At 70.8% G+C, this 19,345-nt stretch carries 15 protein-coding genes and 1 tRNA gene; 15 read left to right on the forward strand and 1 reads right to left on the reverse strand.

Annotated features, from left to right (window positions below; genetic code table 11):
* Positions 1–779: 779 nt before the first annotated feature.
* A tRNA-Arg gene (locus ACZ4MH_RS18390) sits at positions 780–851 on the reverse strand.
* Between the two features lie 223 nt (positions 852–1,074).
* Here ACZ4MH_RS18390 and ACZ4MH_RS18395 point away from each other — a divergent pair.
* From ACZ4MH_RS18395 to ACZ4MH_RS18465, 15 genes are all read left to right on the forward strand, one after another.
* Positions 1,075–1,536, forward strand: a complete 462-nt coding sequence (locus ACZ4MH_RS18395) for a response regulator (RefSeq protein WP_351598203.1) — start codon at positions 1,075–1,077, stop codon at positions 1,534–1,536.
* Positions 1,537–1,772: 236 nt separating this feature from the next.
* Positions 1,773–2,966 carry an ArgS-related anticodon-binding protein NrtL gene (gene nrtL, locus ACZ4MH_RS18400; protein WP_351598249.1) on the forward strand — a complete coding sequence of 398 codons (1,194 nt, stop codon included), beginning with the start codon at positions 1,773–1,775 and terminating at the stop codon, positions 2,964–2,966.
* Positions 2,967–2,991: 25 nt separating this feature from the next.
* Positions 2,992–4,383 (forward strand): diaminopimelate decarboxylase, encoded by a 1,392-nt coding sequence (gene lysA / locus ACZ4MH_RS18405; RefSeq protein ID WP_351598206.1) that lies wholly within the window; start codon positions 2,992–2,994, stop codon positions 4,381–4,383.
* A 120-nt stretch (positions 4,384–4,503) separates the two neighbouring features.
* Positions 4,504–5,796, forward strand: a complete 1,293-nt coding sequence (locus tag ACZ4MH_RS18410; protein WP_351598209.1) for a homoserine dehydrogenase — start codon at positions 4,504–4,506, stop codon at positions 5,794–5,796.
* 8 nt (positions 5,797–5,804) lie between these two features.
* Complete coding sequence (gene thrC, locus ACZ4MH_RS18415) at positions 5,805–6,887, forward strand: threonine synthase (protein ID WP_351598212.1); 1,083 nt, start codon at positions 5,805–5,807, stop codon at positions 6,885–6,887.
* A 369-nt stretch (positions 6,888–7,256) separates the two neighbouring features.
* Positions 7,257–8,174, forward strand: a complete 918-nt coding sequence (gene thrB / locus ACZ4MH_RS18420; RefSeq protein WP_031051838.1) for a homoserine kinase — start codon at positions 7,257–7,259, stop codon at positions 8,172–8,174.
* A 383-nt stretch (positions 8,175–8,557) separates the two neighbouring features.
* Positions 8,558–10,654: a transcription termination factor Rho gene (gene rho / locus ACZ4MH_RS18425; RefSeq protein WP_351598215.1), complete on the forward strand. Its 2,097-nt coding sequence runs from the start codon at positions 8,558–8,560 to the stop codon at positions 10,652–10,654.
* 427 nt (positions 10,655–11,081) lie between these two features.
* Complete coding sequence (locus ACZ4MH_RS18430; RefSeq protein ID WP_351598218.1) at positions 11,082–12,206, forward strand: LCP family protein; 1,125 nt, start codon at positions 11,082–11,084, stop codon at positions 12,204–12,206.
* Positions 12,207–12,374: 168 nt separating this feature from the next.
* On the forward strand, positions 12,375–12,599 hold the full coding sequence (gene rpmE, locus ACZ4MH_RS18435; RefSeq protein ID WP_030258568.1) for a 50S ribosomal protein L31: 225 nt from the start codon (positions 12,375–12,377) through the stop codon (positions 12,597–12,599).
* A gap of 131 nt (positions 12,600–12,730) precedes the next feature.
* On the forward strand, positions 12,731–13,801 hold the full coding sequence (gene prfA / locus ACZ4MH_RS18440; RefSeq protein WP_351598221.1) for a peptide chain release factor 1: 1,071 nt from the start codon (positions 12,731–12,733) through the stop codon (positions 13,799–13,801).
* 134 nt (positions 13,802–13,935) lie between these two features.
* On the forward strand, positions 13,936–14,775 hold the full coding sequence (gene prmC, locus ACZ4MH_RS18445; protein ID WP_351598252.1) for a peptide chain release factor N(5)-glutamine methyltransferase: 840 nt from the start codon (positions 13,936–13,938) through the stop codon (positions 14,773–14,775).
* An 88-nt stretch (positions 14,776–14,863) separates the two neighbouring features.
* Complete coding sequence (locus ACZ4MH_RS18450) at positions 14,864–15,511, forward strand: L-threonylcarbamoyladenylate synthase (protein ID WP_351598224.1); 648 nt, start codon at positions 14,864–14,866, stop codon at positions 15,509–15,511.
* Positions 15,508–16,167, forward strand: a complete 660-nt coding sequence (locus ACZ4MH_RS18455) for an arsenate reductase/protein-tyrosine-phosphatase family protein (RefSeq protein WP_351598227.1) — start codon at positions 15,508–15,510, stop codon at positions 16,165–16,167. The genes ACZ4MH_RS18450 and ACZ4MH_RS18455 overlap by 4 nt, the downstream gene beginning before the upstream one ends.
* Before the next feature lie 147 nt (positions 16,168–16,314).
* Positions 16,315–17,655 carry a serine hydroxymethyltransferase gene (locus tag ACZ4MH_RS18460; protein ID WP_351598230.1) on the forward strand — a complete coding sequence of 447 codons (1,341 nt, stop codon included), beginning with the start codon at positions 16,315–16,317 and terminating at the stop codon, positions 17,653–17,655.
* A gap of 99 nt (positions 17,656–17,754) precedes the next feature.
* Positions 17,755–19,104: an MraY family glycosyltransferase gene (locus ACZ4MH_RS18465; protein ID WP_467754570.1), complete on the forward strand. Its 1,350-nt coding sequence runs from the start codon at positions 17,755–17,757 to the stop codon at positions 19,102–19,104.
* Positions 19,105–19,345 lie beyond the last annotated feature (241 nt).

Consider the following 19,345-nt stretch of genomic DNA (forward strand, 5'->3'; position numbering starts at 1 on the left):
CCACCAGATGTCGTAGAGGGGCAGGCCGGGAGTTACCGACTTGATGAGGTACTTGACGTACCAGGGACGACTGTCGACCCACTTCTTGAAGTCGTTTTACTTGCCTCCGACAGCCTTGGAGAAGCCACCGATCTTCTTCAAGGCCCCCAGGTCTTGCCCCAGTTGGGACCTTCAGAGCCTTCAGAGCCTTGGGGCTGTGGGCGGCGCCGTCGTGGCTGTCGGCGACCTTCTGCATCTCCGCGAGCTCTTCAGGCGTGAAGACGGACAGGAATGCCCGTACCTCGGGTTCGTCGCTCTCAAGGAAGACCTTGAATGAGCTCGGCAACTGAGCTTCCTGTGCAGCCACAGGCCGCACCTGCGGCGAAGTGGCAGCTGTGGCCGCCCAACGCTCACCAAGTGCGGGCCAGGCGGAGCCCTTCGAGCCTCGACCGCCGTCGTGTCCCAGCTGCTGACTCGGCCAACGAAAATGGCCGCGTCGGCGAGTCAGTAGCCGAGGTTGCCCGGCGGGTCGGTAATTCCCCCGAGGTGATCCATCGTGTCTACGAGGAGCGCATCTGTGGTGCCAGTCCGTCGGCAGCGTCTTCGCGGCTCACGCCACAGCCGGTGAAGAGCAGGCCGGCCGTGGCGCGAGTGTCCGATGGGGGTTGGCATTCTGGTGCAGGTCTATAGCAGCCCGCACCTAGCAATGACGAAGGGCCGGACCCAGTGAGACTGGGTCCGGCCCTTCGTTTGTGGCACTTGGGCTGGTCAGCGGGTTGGTCACGCTGGTCCAGGCGAAGTGCCCCCGGCAGGATTCGAACCTGCGCACACGGCTCCGGAGGCCGTTGCTCTATCCCCTGAGCTACGGGGGCGTGTCGGGCGCTGTGCGCTTGCGACGGGTAGAACACTACCAGCTCGGAGGGGGTGGTCATGAACGGGTTTCGGGAAGAGGCGGGAAGAGGTGGGGAGGGTGTGGTGGGGGGCTCGTAGCGCATTGGGGCGGGGTGGCCCGGGTGATCGGCGAAAGGTCCCTCGCACGGGGCGGAAGTGGGGAAAACCCGGACGCAGCAGGTGGCACGCGCTTAGTCTCAATATGTGCCTGGCTTGTCCGGCCGGGTCCTTGTTGTCGACGACAACAAGGTCATCCGGCAGTTGATCAGGGTCAATCTCGAGCTGGAGGGCTTCGAGGTCGTGACCGCGGCTGATGGTGCCGAGTGCCTCGACATCGTGCACGAGGTGTGCCCCGACGTCGTGACGCTGGACGTCATGATGCCGCGGCTCAATGGACTGCATACGGCCGAGAGGCTGCGTGCTGATCCGCGGACCAGGGAGCTCCCCATCGCCATCATCAGCGCGTGTACGCCGCTGGAGGTGGACAACGGGGAAGCGGTCGGGGTGGACGCGTTCCTCGCCAAGCCGTTCGAGCCGGTCGAGCTCATACGGACCGTGCGCCAGTTGTTGGGCGGGATCCGCGGCTCCGGGCCCGGAGGCGGACCGGCGGACGGGGCGGCCGATGCCGATCCGGATTCCGAGCCCGCCGTCCGGCCTACGGGGTGACACGGCCGGTACGGCGGGCAGTGCGAGTGGATGAGACGCGCGTGTGAGGCGTGGGCAAGGGGTGGGTGAGGGCGGGAGTCAGTACGGGGAGTGTCCGAGGTGCGAAACCCGTTCGCATACCCACCCCGGTTCTCCCATACGCTTGTCCTGTGACTCCCGCTGAGCTCTCCCGCACCGTCCTGCGCTCCGTGCGCGGGGCTGTCGAGGCGCGGGAGCTTCCGCTGGGCGAGTCCGACGTGCCGGTGACGGTCGACGTACGGGTGCCGCCGCGGCCGGGCTGCGGGGATTACGCCACGAATGTCGCGCTGCGGCTGGCCGGTGCCGCAGGGCTGCCGGCGCGTGAGGTGGCCGGGGTCGTACGGAAGCGGCTGGCTGCCGCGCCGGGTATCGCCGGGGTCGAGATCGCCGGGCCTGGATTTTTGAACATCACGTTGGGGGGCGGGGCGCCGGCCGCGGTTGTACGGGAAGTGTTGGAGGCCGGGGCCGCGTACGGACGCACCAGCGGACGCACCCCCCGACGCACAGCCGGATGCACCGCCGGACGCACAGCCGGTCCCGGGAATGTGCGTGGGAGCGGACGCACCGCTGATCTCGGGAGCAACCCTGCGGACGGACGCACCGCTGGCCCTGCGGACGGCCCCGCGGACGGACCTGGGGGCGGACCCACCGTCGGCCCCGCGGACGGGCCTGGGGGCGGACCCACCGTCGCCCCCGCGGACGGCCCCGCGGCGGACCCCCGTACCCCCATCGACCCCCGTACCCCCATCGACCTCCGCCCCGCCCCCGGCCCCCGTGCCGTCGTGGTCGCCGAGGCGTTGCGGGCGATCATGGAGGCGGTGGGGGAGGGGACCGCGCCCGAGGGGGAGGACGTGCGGCCCGTTCCCGTGAAGGACGCGGGGGGCCGGTATGCGACCGAGGAGGAGCTGGTCGCGCGGCTCGGGGTGGATGAGATGCGGTGGGTGTTGTTGTACCCCGCCGCGCACGATCATGTGCGGGTGCCGGAGCGGCCGGTGCAGCGGGAGGACAATCCGCGGTTCCTGGTGCAGTACGCGTACGCTCGTACGTGCGCAGTGTCGCGCAACGCCCGTGACCTGGGGGTCGACGGCCCGGCGGAGCTCGTCCGCGACGACCCGTCCCGTACAAGTCGGCCCCAAGACGTCCCCCACACCCCCCTCCACGCCGCACTTGCCGCCTACCCCGCGGTGCTCGAAGCCGCAGCTCGGTTGCGGGCGCCGGATCGGCTGGCGCGGCATTTGGAAGTGACCGCCGAGGCGTTCCTGCGTTTCCTTGCCATCTGTCCGCCGCTGCCCGCCGGAGAGCAGAAACCCATGGCCGTTCACCGCGCCCGGCTGGCCGTCGCCCAGGCCGCCGGTACGGTGCTCGCGAACGGCCTGACCCTGCTGGGCATCTCCGCACCTGAACATCTGTGAACTTCCGAGGGGATCTCCCACCGCCATGAGCCGTTCCGCGCACCCCGCAGGGCCCCGTCACGCCGACGTACTGCCCGAAGGCCACTACTCCGCACCGCCCGCCGACCTGAACGGCCTCGACCCCCGGGTCTGGTCCCGGACCGTGCGCCGGAACGCCGACGGTGTGGTCACCGTCGGCGGCATCTCCGTCGCCGAGCTCAAGGAAGAGTTCGGCACTCCTGCCTACTTCCTCGACGAGGACGACTTCCGGGCGCGGTGCCGGGCGTGGAAGGACGCCTTCGGGGAGGAGGCCGATGTCTTCTACGCCGGCAAGGCGTTCCTGTCGCGGGCGATCGTGCGGTGGCTGCATGAAGAGGGGCTGAACCTCGATGTCTGCTCCGGGGGAGAGCTGGCCACCGCGCTGGCGGCCGGGATGCCGGCCGAGCGGATCGCGCTGCATGGGAACAACAAGAGTGATCAGGAGATCCGGCGGGCCGTGGAGGCCGGGGTCGGGCGGATTGTGCTTGATTCCTTTCAGGAGATCGCTCGGGTTGCTCATATCGCTGACCAGCTCGGCAAGCGGCAGCCGGTGCAGATTCGGGTGACGGTGGGCGTGGAAGCCCATACGCACGAGTTCATCGCCACCGCGCACGAGGACCAGAAGTTCGGGATCGCGCTGGCCGACGGGCAGGCCGCCGAGGCGGTGCGCCGGGCGCTGAAGCTCGACGGGCTGGAGCTCATCGGCATCCACTCGCACATCGGGTCGCAGATCTTCGACATGGCCGGGTTCGAGGTGTCCGCGCGGCGCGTGGTGCAGCTGCTGGCCGACGTGCGCGAGGAGCACGGTGTCGAGCTGCCGGAGATCGACCTGGGGGGCGGGCTCGGCATCGCGTACACCCCGGACGACGACCCCCGTGAGCCGCACGAGATCGCCAAGGCGCTGGGGGAGATCGTGCGGCACGAGTGCCAGGCCGCCGGGCTCGCCGTACCGCGGCTGTCCGTCGAGCCGGGCCGCGCCATCGTGGGCCCGACCGCGTTCACGCTGTACGAGGTCGGCACGGTCAAGGAGCTGGAGGGCCTGCGGACCTACGTGAGCGTCGACGGCGGGATGTCGGACAATATCCGTACGGCGCTGTACGACGCGGAGTACAGCGTGGCGCTGGTCTCGCGGACTTCGGACGCCGCGCCGATGCTCTCGCGGGTGGTCGGCAAGCACTGCGAGAGCGGCGACATCGTCGTGCGGGACGCGTTCCTGCCGTCGGACGTCGCGCCGGGTGACCTGCTGGCGGTGCCCGCGACCGGTGCGTACTGCCGGTCGATGGCCAGCAACTACAACCACGCGCTGCGGCCGCCGGTCGTGGCGGTGCGCCAGGGCGAGGCCCGGGTGATCGTCCGGCGCGAGACGGAGGAAGATCTCCTGCGGCTCGATGTCGGATAAGTGAAATAGATGTCTCGGCATCTGGACGAGGGATAGGAATTCCCGTCCGGTGCATGAGACTGGTCCATTGCGAACACGGAAATGGCCGACGTGGCCATATCGAGGAAGAGCAGAGGTCGAATGATGCGTACGCGTCCGCTGAAGGTGGCGCTCCTGGGCTGTGGTGTGGTCGGCTCAGAGGTGACGCGCATCATGACGACGCACGCGGACGACCTCGCCGCGCGCATCGGCGCGCCCGTGGAGCTCGCGGGCATCGCGGTGCGCCGTCCCGACCGGGTGCGCGAGGGCGTGCCGGCCGAGCTGATCACCACCGACGCGACCGCGCTGGTCAAGCGCGGCGACATTGATGTCGTCATCGAGGTCATCGGTGGGATCGAGCCCGCGCGGAAGCTGATCACGACCGCGTTCGAGCAGGGCGCGAGCGTCGTCTCCGCGAACAAGGCGCTGGTCGCCGCCGATGGTGCCGCGCTGCACGCCGCCGCCGAGGCGCACGGCGCCGACCTGTACTACGAGGCCGCGGTGGCGGGCGCGATCCCGCTGGTCAGGCCGCTCCGCGAGTCGATGGCCGGGGACAAGGTCAACCGGGTGCTCGGCATCGTGAACGGGACGACCAACTTCATCCTCGACAAGATGGACACCAGCGGGGCGGGCTACAGCGAGGCGCTGGACGAGGCCACCGCGCTCGGGTACGCCGAGGCCGACCCGACCGCCGACGTCGAGGGCTTCGACGCCGCGGCCAAGGCCGCGATCCTGGCGGGCATCGCCTTCCACACCCGGGTGACCATCGACGATGTGCACCGGGAGGGGATCACCGAGGTCACCGCCGCGGACATCGCCTCCGCCAAGCGCATGGGCTGCACGGTCAAGCTGCTCGCGATCTGCGAGCGCGCCGCGGACGGCGAGTCGGTCACCGCGCGGGTCCACCCGGCGATGATTCCGCTGACCCACCCGCTGGCCTCCGTCCGCGAGGCGTACAACGCCGTCTTCGTGGAGTCGGACGCGGCCGGGCAGCTGATGTTCTACGGTCCGGGCGCGGGCGGCTCGCCGACCGCCTCGGCCGTACTGGGCGACCTGGTCGCCGTGTGCCGCAACAAGCTCAGCGAGGCCACCGGGCCCGGCGAGTCCGCGTACACGCAGCTGCCGGTCAGCCCCATGGGCGAGGTCGTCACCCGCTACCACATCAGCCTCGACGTGGCCGACAAACCCGGCGTCCTGGCCCAGGTCGCCATGGTCTTCGCCGAGCACGGCGTATCGATCGATACGGTCCGTCAACAGGGCAAGGACGGCGAGGCGTCCCTCGTCGTCGTCACCCACCGCGCGGCCGACGCCGCGCTGTCCTCGACTGTCGAGGCGCTGCGCAAGCTGGACACCGTCCGGGGCGTCGCCAGCATCATGCGGGTCGAAGGGGAGTAAAGGAACCCATGTCTGCCAATACGAGCGCCGGTACCACTCATCAGTGGCGCGGCATCATCGAGGAGTACCGCGACCGCCTGCCGGTCAAGGACACGACCGAGGTCGTCACCCTGCGCGAGGGCGGTACGCCTCTCGTGCCGGCGCAGGTGCTCTCCGAGCGCACCGGCTGCGAGGTGCACCTCAAGGTCGAGGGTGCCAACCCCACCGGTTCGTTCAAGGACCGCGGCATGACGATGGCCATCACCCGGGCCAAGGAGGAGGGTGCCAAGGCCGTCATCTGCGCGTCGACGGGCAACACTTCGGCCTCCGCCGCGGCTTATGCCGTGCGTGCCCAGATGGTCTCCGCCGTCCTGGTTCCGCAGGGCAAGATCGCGCTGGGCAAGATGGGCCAGGCCCTGGTGCACGGGGCGAAGATTCTCCAGGTCGACGGGAATTTCGACGACTGTCTGACGCTCGCGCGCAGCCTTTCGGAGAAGTACCCGGTCGCACTTGTGAACTCCGTGAACCCGGTGCGCATCGAGGGTCAGAAGACCGCGGCGTTCGAGATCGTGGACATGCTGGGCGACGCGCCCGACATCCACGTGCTGCCGGTCGGCAACGCGGGCAACATCACCGCGTACTGGAAGGGCTACAAGGAGTACGCGGCGGACAGCATCGCCTCGCGCACCCCGCGCATGTGGGGCTTCCAGGCGTCCGGCAGCGCGCCGATCGTGCGCGGCGAGGTGGTCAAGGACCCGAGCACGATCGCCACCGCGATCCGGATCGGCAACCCGGCCTCCTGGTCCTTCGCGGAGGCCGCGCGGGACGAGTCGGGCGGCGCCATCGACGAGGTGACCGACCGTCAGATCCTGGCCGCCTACCGGCTGCTGGCCTCGCAGGAGGGCGTCTTCGTGGAGCCGGCCTCGGCCGCTTCGGTGGCCGGTCTGCTCAAGGCCGCCGAAGAGGGCAAGGTCGACCCGGGTCAGAAGATCGTCTGCACGGTGACCGGCAACGGCCTGAAGGACCCGGACTGGGCGGTGGCCGGCGCGCCGCAGCCGGTGACGGTCCCGGTCGATGCGGACGCCGCAGCCGAGCGTCTCGGCCTGGCGTAGGCCGGGCGTCCGGGCCCGCCGGGTCCAGGACAAAAATTCGGCCGGAAAGAACCGGTCGGAACGGGTCTCGCGGGACCGGCGCGGCTGTCGCACCGGTCCCGTTCCGCCCCACAGGGCAAACCCTGCAAAGGCTGCAAAGTGAGTGATGTGGCATGAGAGGGCGCGCGACACGCATCGTGCGCCTCCCGTGCGCCCTATGTCGCCACTGAACCTTCCTTCGATAGGCTGGCAGCCAACTCCCCTCCCCGCGGCATAGTGCAGTGGTGTGCAGGGCAGGTCAGAACGGACCCCATGAGCCGATCAGGTGCCTCGGTACCGCGGCACTCAGGGGCAGTACCGCAGTTTCACATCAAGGAGAGTCATCGAGCGATGGCCGGTCCAGCGTTCCGCGCCGCCGCCGTCCGGGTGCGCACCCCCGCCACCAGCGCCAATCTCGGTCCCGGCTTCGACGCCCTCGGCCTGTCCCTGGGTCTGTACGACGACGTCGTAGTACGCGTCGCCGACTCCGGACTGCACATCGACATCGCGGGTGAGGGTGCCGAGACCCTGCCGCGCGACGAGAGCCACCTGCTCGTACGGTCCCTGCGTACCGCGTTCGACCTGCTGGGCGGGCAGCCGCGCGGTCTCGAGGTCGTGTGCGCCAACCGCATCCCGCACGGCCGGGGCCTGGGCTCCTCCTCCGCGGCCATCTGCGCCGGCATCGTCGCCGCCCGGGCGGTGACCATAGGCGGCGAGCAGAAGCTCGACGACGCCGCGCTGCTGGAACTGGCCACCGAGATCGAGGGCCACCCCGACAATGTCGCCGCCTGTCTGCTGGGCGGATTCACGCTGTCCTGGATGGACGCCGGTGCGGCGCGTGCCATCAGGATGGAGCCCGCCCGTTCCGTCGTTCCGGTGGTTTTCGTGCCCGGCAAGCCGGTGCTCACCGAGACCGCGCGCGGCCTGCTGCCGCGCACCGTGCCGCACGGGGACGCGGCGGCGAACGCCGGTCGCGCAGCGCTGCTCGTCGAGGCCCTGACCAGGCGCCCCGAGCTGCTGCTGGCGGCGACCGAGGACCGACTTCACCAGGAGTACCGCGCGCCGGCCATGCCGGAGAGCATCGCCCTGGTGAACCGACTGCGCGCGGACGGTGTCCCCGCGGTTGTCTCCGGCGCGGGCCCGACGGTGCTCGCGCTGGTCGAGGAGGGAGCGGCCGACAAGGTCGCGCGCCTGGCGGGCGAGGGATGGGCGGCCAACCGGCTGTCCCTCGACGCGGCGGGGACGAGCGTCCTGCCGCTCGCGGGGTGACCGACGGATTGCCGGTCTGAGAGAGGGGGAATGTTTGTTGGATCCGGTAGTGTTAACCTCAAGTGAGTACCCGACGCCGCAATGGCGTGGTGCTTCGTGTCCCCAGTCGGGACCACTTTTCTTCCGGGAGCCTCCCAATCTGCTTGGAGTAAAGACCTAAAGCAGCAGCGAGCACGCTCCGGAAAATCGGCGTGATGTGCATGAAGCGTGACCTGCATGAATGCGCAGCATCTTTCGCGTCGGAATCATGAACTGATCTCTCCGCCGAATTCGGCGGGACCACCGCCCCGGCCCGGTCCGTGAACGTCGAGGGACCGCGGTCGGACAGCACAACCGGTCGCCGAGCCAGACAGGCCGACGCCCGCTCCAGGGAAGGACCCTTCGTGAGCGACACCACCGATCTGATGGGCGTACGCACCGATGGCAGTGCCGCAGCGCCCGCCACGGACGCTCCCGCCGCGCCTGCCACCGGGGCCGCCACTGGTGCCTCGCGGCGACGCCGTTCCGGCACCGGCCTCGAGGGCATGGTCCTGGCCGAGCTGCAGCAGGTAGCCTCCGGCCTCGGCATCAAGGGCACTGCGCGGATGCGCAAGAGCCAGCTCATCGAGGTCATCAAGGAGAAGCAGGGCGCCGGCGGTGCCGGTGCGGCCAAGGCCGCCGAGGCGCCTGCGGACGCGCCCGCAGAGGCGAAGCCCAAGCGCCGAGCCACCTCCAAGGCCCGTACCGGCGACGCGGCGGCCGAGAAGACCGCCGAGAAGCCCGCCAAGGCCGAGAAGGCGGAGAAGGCCGCGGACACCGCCGGCCAGCAGCAGATCGAGATCCCCGGCCAGGGCGCCGGCGACGAGCAGCCGGCCGGCGAGCGCCGCCGGCGCCGCGCCACCGCCGCGGCGGGGAGCCCCGAGTCCGCCGCAGGCGAGGCCAAGGCCGAGCAGAAGACCGAGGTCAAGGACGGCCAGAAGGCCGACTCCGGCCAGGACGGCGAGGGCCGCAAGGACCGCGGGGACCGTCAGGACCGCGGCGACCGCCAGGAGCGCGGTGACCGCCAGGACCGTGGTGACCGCCAGGACCGCGGCGACCGTCAGGACCGCGGCCAGAAGGGCGACCGCCGCGGCGGCCGCGACCGCCGCAAGAACGACGGCAACGACGCCGGCGGCCAGCAGGGCGGCGGTCAGCAGGGCGGTGGCCAGCAGGGTGGCGGAAACCGCCAGCAGGGCGGCCGTCAGGACGAGTTCGACGACGAGAGCGGCGGCCGTCGCGGGCGCCGGGGCCGTTACCGGGACCGCCGTGGCCGCCGTGGCCGCGACGACTTCGGTGCCGAGCCGCAGGTCGCCGAGGACGACGTCCTGATCCCCGTCGCGGGCATCCTGGACATCCTCGACAACTACGCCTTCATCCGGACCTCCGGCTACCTGCCCGGTCCGAACGATGTGTACGTCTCCCTCGCCCAGGTCCGCAAGAACGGCCTGCGCAAGGGCGACCACGTCACCGGCGCGGTCCGCCAGCCCCGCGAGGGCGAGCGCCGCGAGAAGTTCAACGCGCTGGTGCGTCTGGACTCGGTCAACTCCGTCGCCCCCGAACAGGGCCGCGGCCGCCCGGAGTTCGGCAAGCTGACGCCGCTGTACCCGCAGGACCGGCTCCGCCTGGAGGGCGAGGCCGGCCAGCTGACCACGCGGATCATCGACCTCGTGTCGCCGATCGGCAAGGGCCAGCGCGGTCTGATCGTGGCCCCGCCGAAGACCGGTAAGACCATGATCATGCAGGCGGTCGCCAACGCGATCACCCGCAACAACCCCGAGTGCCACCTGATGGTCGTCCTGGTCGACGAGCGTCCGGAAGAGGTCACCGACATGCAGCGGTCGGTCAAGGGCGAGGTCATCTCCTCGACCTTCGACCGCCCGGCCGAGGACCACACCACCGTCGCCGAGCTCGCCATCGAGCGCGCCAAGCGGCTGGTGGAGCTGGGCCACGACGTCGTCGTCCTGCTGGACTCCATCACCCGCCTGGGCCGCGCGTACAACCTCGCGGCGCCCGCCTCCGGCCGCATCCTGTCCGGTGGTGTCGACTCGACCGCGCTGTACCCGCCGAAGCGCTTCTTCGGTGCCGCGCGCAACATCGAGGACGGCGGCTCGCTGACCATCCTGGCCACCGCGCTGGTCGAGACCGGCTCGCGGATGGACGAGGTGATCTTCGAGGAGTTCAAGGGCACCGGCAACATGGAGCTCAAGCTCGACCGGAAGCTCGCGGACAAGCGCATCTTCCCCGCGGTGGACGTGGACGCGTCCGGTACGCGTAAGGAAGAGATCCTCATGTCCAGCGACGAGCTGGCGGTCGTGTGGAAGCTGCGCCGGGTGCTGCACGCCCTGGACCAGCAGCAGGCCATCGAGCTGCTGCTGGACAAGATGAAGCAGACGAAGTCCAACGCGGAGTTCCTGCTGCAGATCCAGAAGACGACGCCGACCCCGGGCAACGGCAACGACTGACGCCGCCCGGCGGCCGCGCGCCGTCAGCGAGAGCCCTCCCCGTCACTCCGGTGACGGGGAGGGCTTCGTCGTACCGCGGGTTCGTCGTGCCGCGGCTGCGTCGTACCACGACCGGGCGGCCGCGCCGTGAAAATGGTGTGACGCATTCCGCGCTCCGAAGGCCCCCTCTTGAGACCTTCCGCACAGACCTAAAGTCCGGTTACGTCCCGTTGCGCGACCGCCGCGCCGGGCGAAAGCCCTGGTGAGCGAGGTGCGAACGGCCGTACGGCGGGTCCGGCACGCCCGGCCGGCGCAGCCCGGCCCGCCCCGCCGTCTGTGCAACCCTTCCCGGATGCCTCCCGTCTGAAGGGGTGCGAGACCACCACCGGTGAGAGGACGTGACAGCCGGGGACGGCGAGGCCGGCCGAGCAAGAGGACTGAGGAGCAGATGGCGGACAGCAGCAGGGCCGGGCGGACGGCCGCGAGCCGTTCCGGCGGCATACGCGCCACCGGCCGCCGGCGCAAGGGACCCACGAGGCGCCGCAGGGCGCTGACGATCACACTGTGCGCACTGGTGAGCTGTGTGCTGCTGGGCGGCGCGGGGCTCGGATTCGTCTACTACCAGCTCAACGGCAACCTCAAGGGCGTCGACATCGACGCGGCGCTGGGTGCGGACCGCCCGGACAACGTCGACAACGGCTCGATGGACATCCTGGTGCTCGGCTCGGACTCCCGGGCCGGGGACAACGCCAAGTACGGCTCGGACGGCGGCGGCGCCCGCTCCGACACCGCGATGGTCGTGCACGTCTACAAGGGCCACAAGAAGGCCAGCGTGGTGAGCATCCCGCGGGACACCCTGATCTCGCGGCCCTCGTGCACCAAGGACGGGCAGCAGACCCCGGCGGCGCAGCACGTCATGTTCAACACCGCGTACGAGGTCGGCGGCCCGGCCTGTGCCGTCAAGACGGTGGAGTCCATGAGCGGCATCCGTATGGACCATTTCGTCGAGGTCGACTTCAGCGGCTTCAAGAAGCTGATCACCGCCCTCGGCGGCGTCGACATCACCACGACGAAGCCCATCCACGACCCGGACAGCCACCTCGACCTGGACCCCGGTACGCACAAGCTGGACGGCGAGCAGGCCCTCGGTCTGGTCCGCACCCGGCACGGCGTGCCCGGCGGCGACGGCAGTGACCTGGGCCGCATCCAGCTGCAGCAGACCTTCATCAAGGCGCTGATGGACCAGTTCAAGCAGCTCGGCGTGCTGTCCAACCCGGCCAAGCTCTACGACATCGGGGACACCGCCACCAAGGCGATCACCACCGACACCCGGCTGAACTCGGTGAACTCGCTGGTCGGCCTGGCCAAGAGCGTCGGCGGCATCGGCTCGGACCACATCAACATGGCCACGCTGCCGGTGACCTACGACCCGCAGAACCCGAACCGGGTGCTGCCGCTGGAGGCCGCGAACAAGCAGGTCTGGAAGGCGCTGCGGGCGGACAAGGCCATCCCGAAGTCGGCACTGAAGGACTCGGCCGGCGACAAGGGCGGCACGAGCAACTACGTACGGTGAACGAGGCGGCCCCGTTGCCCGGCCCGCACACGGGCCGGGAATAACGGGAGGCGCCCCCCGGTTTGGGGAGATGCGGCCAGTACTGGCAAACTGGACCGTCGGCCCCGGTTCACGTGACGCAACCCGCGAGCACGACCCGGTGCCCTCCCGAAACACTAGGAGAATCCCTTGAAGCGCGACATCCACCCGGAGTACGTCGAGACCCAGGTCAGCTGCACCTGTGGCGCCTCGTTCACCACCCGTAGCACCGTTGCAGGCGGCGCCATCCGCGCCGACGTCTGCTCCGAGTGCCACCCGTTCTACACGGGCAAGCAGAAGATCCTCGACACCGGTGGCCGCGTGGCCCGCTTCGAGGCCCGCTTCGGCAAGGCTGCTGGGTCCGCCAAGAAGTAGCGACCCACAAGGCGCCGGTTCTCGGTCGCCCCGCGCAGGGGCGACCGGACCGGCGTTTTGCCGTCCTTGGCCCGCCGGCCCGCCGGCCGCGGGCACCCCCGGTAAATCCCAGCCAGCAGAGGAACACCACGATGTTCGAGGCGGTCGAGGAACTGATCGGCGAACACGCCGACCTCGAGAAGCGGCTCGCCGACCCCGCGGTCCACGCCGACCAGCGCGAGGCGATGCGGCTCAACAAGCGTTACGCCGAACTGACCCCGATCATCGCCACGTACCGCGCCTGGAAGCAGACCGGCGAGGACATCGAGACGGCCCGGGAACTGGTCGCCGACGACCCCGATTTCGCCGACGAGGTGAAGGAGGGCGAGGTCCGCCGCGAGCAGCTCACGGACAAGCTCCGGCTGCTGCTCGTACCGCGTGACCCCAGCGACGACAAGGACGTCATCCTCGAGGTCAAGGCCGGCGAGGGCGGCGAGGAGTCCGCGCTGTTCGCCGGCGACCTGCTGCGGATGTACCTGCGCTACGCCGAGCGGGTCGGCTGGAAGACCGAGATCCTGGAGGCCAACGAGTCCGACCTCGGCGGCTACAAGGACGTCCAGGTCGCCGTGAAGGTCAAGGGCCGCACCGAGCCCGGCCAGGGCGTGTGGGCCCGCATGAAGTACGAGGGCGGCGTGCACCGCGTGCAGCGCGTGCCCGCGACCGAGTCGCAGGGCCGCATCCACACCTCCGCCGCCGGCGTGCTCGTCACGCCCGAGGCCGAGGAGGTCGAGGTCGAGATCGGCCCGAACGACCTGCGGATCGACGTCTACCGCTCCTCGGGCCCCGGCGGCCAGTCGGTCAACACCACCGACTCCGCCGTGCGCATCACCCACCTGCCCACCGGCATCGTCGTCTCCTGCCAGAACGAGAAGAGCCAGCTCCAGAACAAGGAGCAGGCCATGCGCATCCTGCGGTCCCGGCTGCTGGCCGCCGCCCAGGAGGAGGCCGAGCGCGAGGCGTCGGACGCCCGGCGCAGCCAGGTCCGTACGGTCGACCGCTCCGAGCGGATCCGGACGTACAACTTTCCGGAAAACCGGATCTCCGACCACCGGGTGGGCTTCAAGGCGTACAACTTGGACCAGGTGCTCGACGGCGAGCTCGACCCGGTCATCCAGGCGTGCGTGGACGCCGACTCGGCGGCCAAGCTCGCCGCTGCCCAGTAAGCCCCGCGGCGGGCCCACGCCCGCTCCGACACACCGCACGACCGAAGTACGTACCGGCTGGAGGACCAGTGCAGCAGTCTCCCGGGGGACACGGCACCCCTCAGCGGCCCGGCCGCGGGCCGAACGCCCGGTCCGTGCTGCTCGCCGAGGTGGCCCAGGCGACCCAGCGGCTGGCCGACGCGGGCGTGCCCTCGCCGCGCTTCGACGCCGAGGAGCTCGCGGCCCACGTGCACGGCGTGAAGCGGTCCCAGCTGCATACGGTGGGTGACGCGGACTTCGACGCCCGGTACTGGGAGGCGATCGCCCGCCGCGAGGCCCGCGAGCCGCTCCAGCACATCACCGGACGCGCGTTCTTCCGGTACCTCGAACTGCACGTCGGCCCCGGGGTGTTCGTGCCCCGCCCGGAGACCGAGTCCGTGGTGGGCTGGGCGATAGACGCGGTGCGCGCGATGGACGTCGTCGAGCCGCTCATCGTCGACCTGTGCACGGGTTCCGGCGCCATCGCGCTCGCGCTCGCGCAGGAGGTGCCCCGGTCCCGGGTGCACGCCGTGGAGCTGTCCGAGGACGCCCTGGTGTGGACACGCAAGAACGTCGAGGGGTCCCGCGTCGTTCTTCACCAGGGAGACGCGCTGACCGCGCTGCCCGAGCTGGACGGCCAGGTCGACCTGGTCGTCTCGAACCCGCCGTACATCCCGCTGACCGAGTGGGAGCACGTCGCACCGGAGGCCCGCGACCACGACCCCGAGCTCGCGCTCTTCTCCGGCGAGGACGGCCTGGACACGATCCGGGGCATCGAACGCACGGCACACCGCCTGCTGCGGCCCGGCGGTGTCGTCGTGATCGAGCACGCCGACACCCAGGGCGGCCAGGTGCCGTGGATCTTCACGGAGGAGCGGGGCTGGGCGGACGCGGCCGACCACCCCGACCTGAACAACCGGCCGCGCTTCGCGACCGCCCGCAGGGCGACGCCGTGACCGGACCCGCAGTTCCCGACCGGGCACCGGCCGCCGCCGGGCGCCGCCGCTCCACCCCTACCACCGTTCCGCACCAGGAGGCCCGCTAATGGCACGGCGATACGACTGCAGCGACGCGACCGACCGCGCGACCGGCCTGCGCGAGGCCGCCTCGGCGGTCCGGCGCGGGGAGCTGGTCGTGCTGCCGACCGACACCGTCTACGGGATCGGCGCCGACGCCTTCAACTCGGAGGCCGTCGGCGACCTGCTGGAGGCCAAGGGCCGCGGCCGCAACATGCCCTCGCCGGTCCTGGTCGGCTCGCCGAACACCCTGCACGGCCTGGTCACGGACTTCTCCGAGCAGGCGTGGGAGCTGGTGGACGCCTTCTGGCCGGGCGCGCTGACCCTGGTCGCGCGGCACCAGCCCTCGCTCACCTGGGACCTCGGCGAGACCCGCGGCACGGTGGCCGTGCGGATGCCGCTGCACCCCGTGGCCATCGAGCTGCTGACCGAGTTCGGCCCGATGGCCGTCTCCAGCGCCAACCTCACCGGACACCCCTCGCCGCAGGACTGCGACGCGGCCCAGGACATGCTGGGCGACTCCGTCTCGGTGTACCTCGACGGCGGGCCCACCCCCGCCGCCGTGCCGTCCTCCATCGTCGACGTCACGGGCAAGGTCCCGCGGCTGCTGCGGGCCGGCGCCCTCGACGCCGACGAGCTCCGCAAGGTCGTACCCGAGCTCGAGGTGGCCAATTGATGGCCCCGCAGGGGCGTGGCATAGCGGGAACGCAGGACGACTACACCTTCCGCATCCTCCACGTCAGCACCGGCAACGTCTGCCGCTCGCCGATCACCGAGCGGCTGCACCGCCATGGCCTGCAACGCAGACTCGGTACCGAGCTGACCAGCGGGATCGTGGTGGAGAGCGCCGGCACCTGGGGCCACGAGGGCGCCCCGATGGAGACCCACGCCGCCACCGTCCTGGCCGACTACGGCGCCGACGCGGCCGGCTTCCTCGGCCGCGAGCTGCTGGACGAGCACGTGATCCGCGCCGACCTGGTCCTGACCGCCACCCGCGACCACCGCGCCCAGGTCATCTCCATGGGCCACTCCGCGGGCCTGCGCACCTTCACCCTCAAGGAGTTCAACCGGCTGGTGAAGGCCATAGACCCGGCCACCCTGCCCGGGCCGGATCCGGCGCTGCCGGACGGCGGCCTGGTGACCCGTGCCCGCGCCCTGGTCGGCGCGGCCGCCGCGCTGCGCGGCTGGCTGCTCGCGCCGAACGCCGAGGCCGACGAGGTGCACGACCCCTACGGCGCGCCCATCACGTTCTTCCGCTCCATCGGCGACGAGATCAACCAGGCCCTCGATCCGGTCGTCACGGCCCTCACCGGGGTCCCCGCCCGCGCCTGAGCCGCCTCACGGCCCGTGTGGCCGCCCCGTGGCCGTAAGAGGCCCCCGACACCCGCCCGGCCGCTCCGTCCCGCCGTACACCGCGCCCGGACGCCGTTCCGCGCCTACATTGGACGTACGTCCCCCGTACGAGGCCCGGAGCGAGCGATGCCAGCGACTCCCGCGTCCACCCGCAGCGCCACCCCGCACTCCCGTCCGGCCCGGCAGCAGAGCGACGGGCCGCCGTCCGCGAGCTCGCCGGGCTCCTGGAGCGGACCCGGCTTCGAGCAGCTGCGCGCCCAGGACCCGCAGATCGCCGACGCGCTGCTCGGCGAGAGCGCCCGGCAGGCGGCGGGCCTCCAGCTGATCGCGGCGGAGAACTTCACGTCCCCGGCCGTCCTGGCGGCGCTCGGCTCCCCGCTCGCCAACAAGTACGCCGAGGGGTATCCCGGCGCCCGCCACCACGGCGGCTGCGAGATGGTGGACTTCGCCGAGCGGACGGCCATCGAGCGCGCCAAGGCCCTCTTCGGCGCCGAACACGCCAATGTCCAGTCCCACAGCGGCTCTTCGGCCGTACTGGCCGCCTACGCGGCCCTGCTGCGCCCCGGGGACAGCGTGCTGGCCATGTCGCTGCCGCACGGCGGTCACCTCACGCACGGCTCGTCGGCGAACTTCTCCGGGCGGTGGTTCGACTTCGCCGGGTACGGCGTGGACCCGGACACCGGCCTGCTGGACTACGACCGCATCCGGGAGCTGGCGATCCGGCGCCGCCCCAAGGCCATCGTCTGCGGCTCGATCTCGTATCCGCGCCACATCGACTACGCGGCCTTCCGGGAGATCGCCGACGAGGTGGGCGCGTACCTCATCGCGGACGCCGCGCACCCGATCGGGCTGGTGGCCGGGGGAGCGGCGCCGAACCCGGTCCCGTACGCGGACGTGGTGTGCGCGACCACCCACAAGGTCCTGCGCGGCCCGCGCGGCGGCATGATCCTGTGCGGCGCCGACCTGGCCGAGCGGATCGACCGTGCGGTGTTCCCGTTCACCCAGGGCGGCGCGCAGATGCACACGGTGGCGGCGAAGGCGGTGGCGTTCGGGGAGGCCGCGACGCCCGCGTTCACGGCGTACGCGCACCGGGTCACGGCCAATGCCAGGGCGCTCGCCGAGGCGCTGGAGGGCGAGGGCCTGACGGTCACGACCGGGGGCACCGACACCCACCTGATCACCGCCGACACCACGCCGGTGGGCCTGGACGCGCGGACGGCGCGCGGCCGGCTGGCCGCGGCCGGGATCGTCCTGGACACCTGTGCGCTGCCCTGCCCGGCGGACGCCTCGGTACGCAGGACCGGCATCCGGCTGGGCACCGCGGCCGTTTCCACGCAGGGAATGGGGGAAGCCGAGATGGCACGTGTCGGGGCGCTGATCGGAGCGGCCCTGCGGGAGGACGGCGCGGTCCGTGCGGCGACCACGGAACTGGTCCGGAACTTCCCGCCATATCCCCCGCACGCCTGAATGCGGGAACCACTTCCGCGCGAGGAACGTCCTTACCTACATTCACGGCTGGGGGTCGGACACGCATATGGTGTGTGGCTGTGATGGCCAGCGATACCAATGGGGCAGCCCGTGCGTGAATACCTGCTGACGCTGTGCGTCACGGCCGCGGTCACTTACCTGCTGACCGGGCCGGTACGGAAATTCGCGATCGCGGCCGGCGCGATGCCGGAGATCCGCGCCCGCGACGTGCACCGCGAACCGACGCCGCGGCTCGGCGGCATCGCGATGTTCGGGGGCCTGTGCGCGGGTCTGCTGGTCGCGGCCCACCTGACGAACATCAAGAGCGTCTTCGAGTTCTCCAACGAGCCGCGCGCGCTGCTCTCCGGCGCCGCGCTGATCTGGATCCTCGGCGTCCTGGACGACAAGTGGGGCGTGGACGCGCTCATCAAGCTCGGCGGCCAGATGATCGCCGCGGGCGTGATGGTCCTGCAGGGCCTGACGATTCTGTGGATCCCGGTGCCCGGCATCGGCACGGTCTCGCTGACCCCCATGCAGGGCACGCTGCTCACCGTGGCGCTGGTCGTCATCACCATCAACGCGGTGAACTTCGTCGACGGCCTGGACGGGCTCGCCTCCGGGATGGTGTGCATCGCGGCCGCCGCGTTCTTCATGTACGCGTACCGCATCTGGTACGGCTACGGCCTGGAGGCGGCGGCGCCCGCCTCGCTCTTCGCCGCGGTCCTGATGGGCATGTGCCTGGGCTTCCTGCCGCACAACATGCACCCGGCGCGGATCTTCATGGGCGACTCGGGCTCGATGCTGATCGGGCTGGTGCTGGCGGCGGGCGCGATCTCGGTCACCGGTCAGGTGGACCCGGACGCGATGCAGCTGTTCGCCGGTTCGGAGCGGGCCGCCGTGCACACGATGGTGCCGGTCTACATCCCGCTGCTGCTGCCGCTGACGATCATCGCGGTGCCCTTCGCCGACCTGGTACTGGCGATCGTGCGGCGGACCTGGAACGGCCAGTCGCCGTTCACGGCCGACCGCGGCCACCTGCACCACCGGCTGCTGGAGGTCGGCCACTCGCACAGCCGGGCCGTGCTGATCATGTACTTCTGGTCGGGGCTGATCGCGTTCGGCGCGGTGGCGTACTCGGTGAACAACGCGAGCGTCTGGATCGTCCTGGGCATCGTCGCGCTGAGCGCGGTGGGCCTCGGTCTCCTGCTGCTGCCGCGGTTCCGGCCGCGGGCGCCGCGCTGGGCGCAGTGGATGGTGCCGCCGCGCTACCGGCGGCAGGCGGGCACGGCCGCGGCGTGGAGCGCGGCTCCGGAAGCCGGGCCGTCCGGTGCGGCGGCCGGGCCGGATGGGGAGCAGCGGGAGCCGGTGCCGGCGGGGATCCACGGGGCCACCGCGATCGGTGACCGGTCCCGGTTCACCGACTGGCGCGGGGCCGACAACCGGCGCTGAAGCGCGGGTTCCGGAAACTCGTCAGCATCGCCCCAGCTTTTTTCGAGATTATGTTCGCCACACTGAAAATCCGACCATTCCGGCCGCATAGCACACAAAACGACGGCCGTCAGCGCACCAACGCGCGGGGTACTGCTCACGTGTGACAGGTAGCACACGAAGTAGGTAAAGACCTCATCAAATAGTTTGTGATACCGTTCACGAGACCCGGTGATAGAGCCGTAAGTCCCGAGTCGGACGG

It is taken from the genome of Streptomyces sp. NPDC026301, assembly GCF_055567935.1.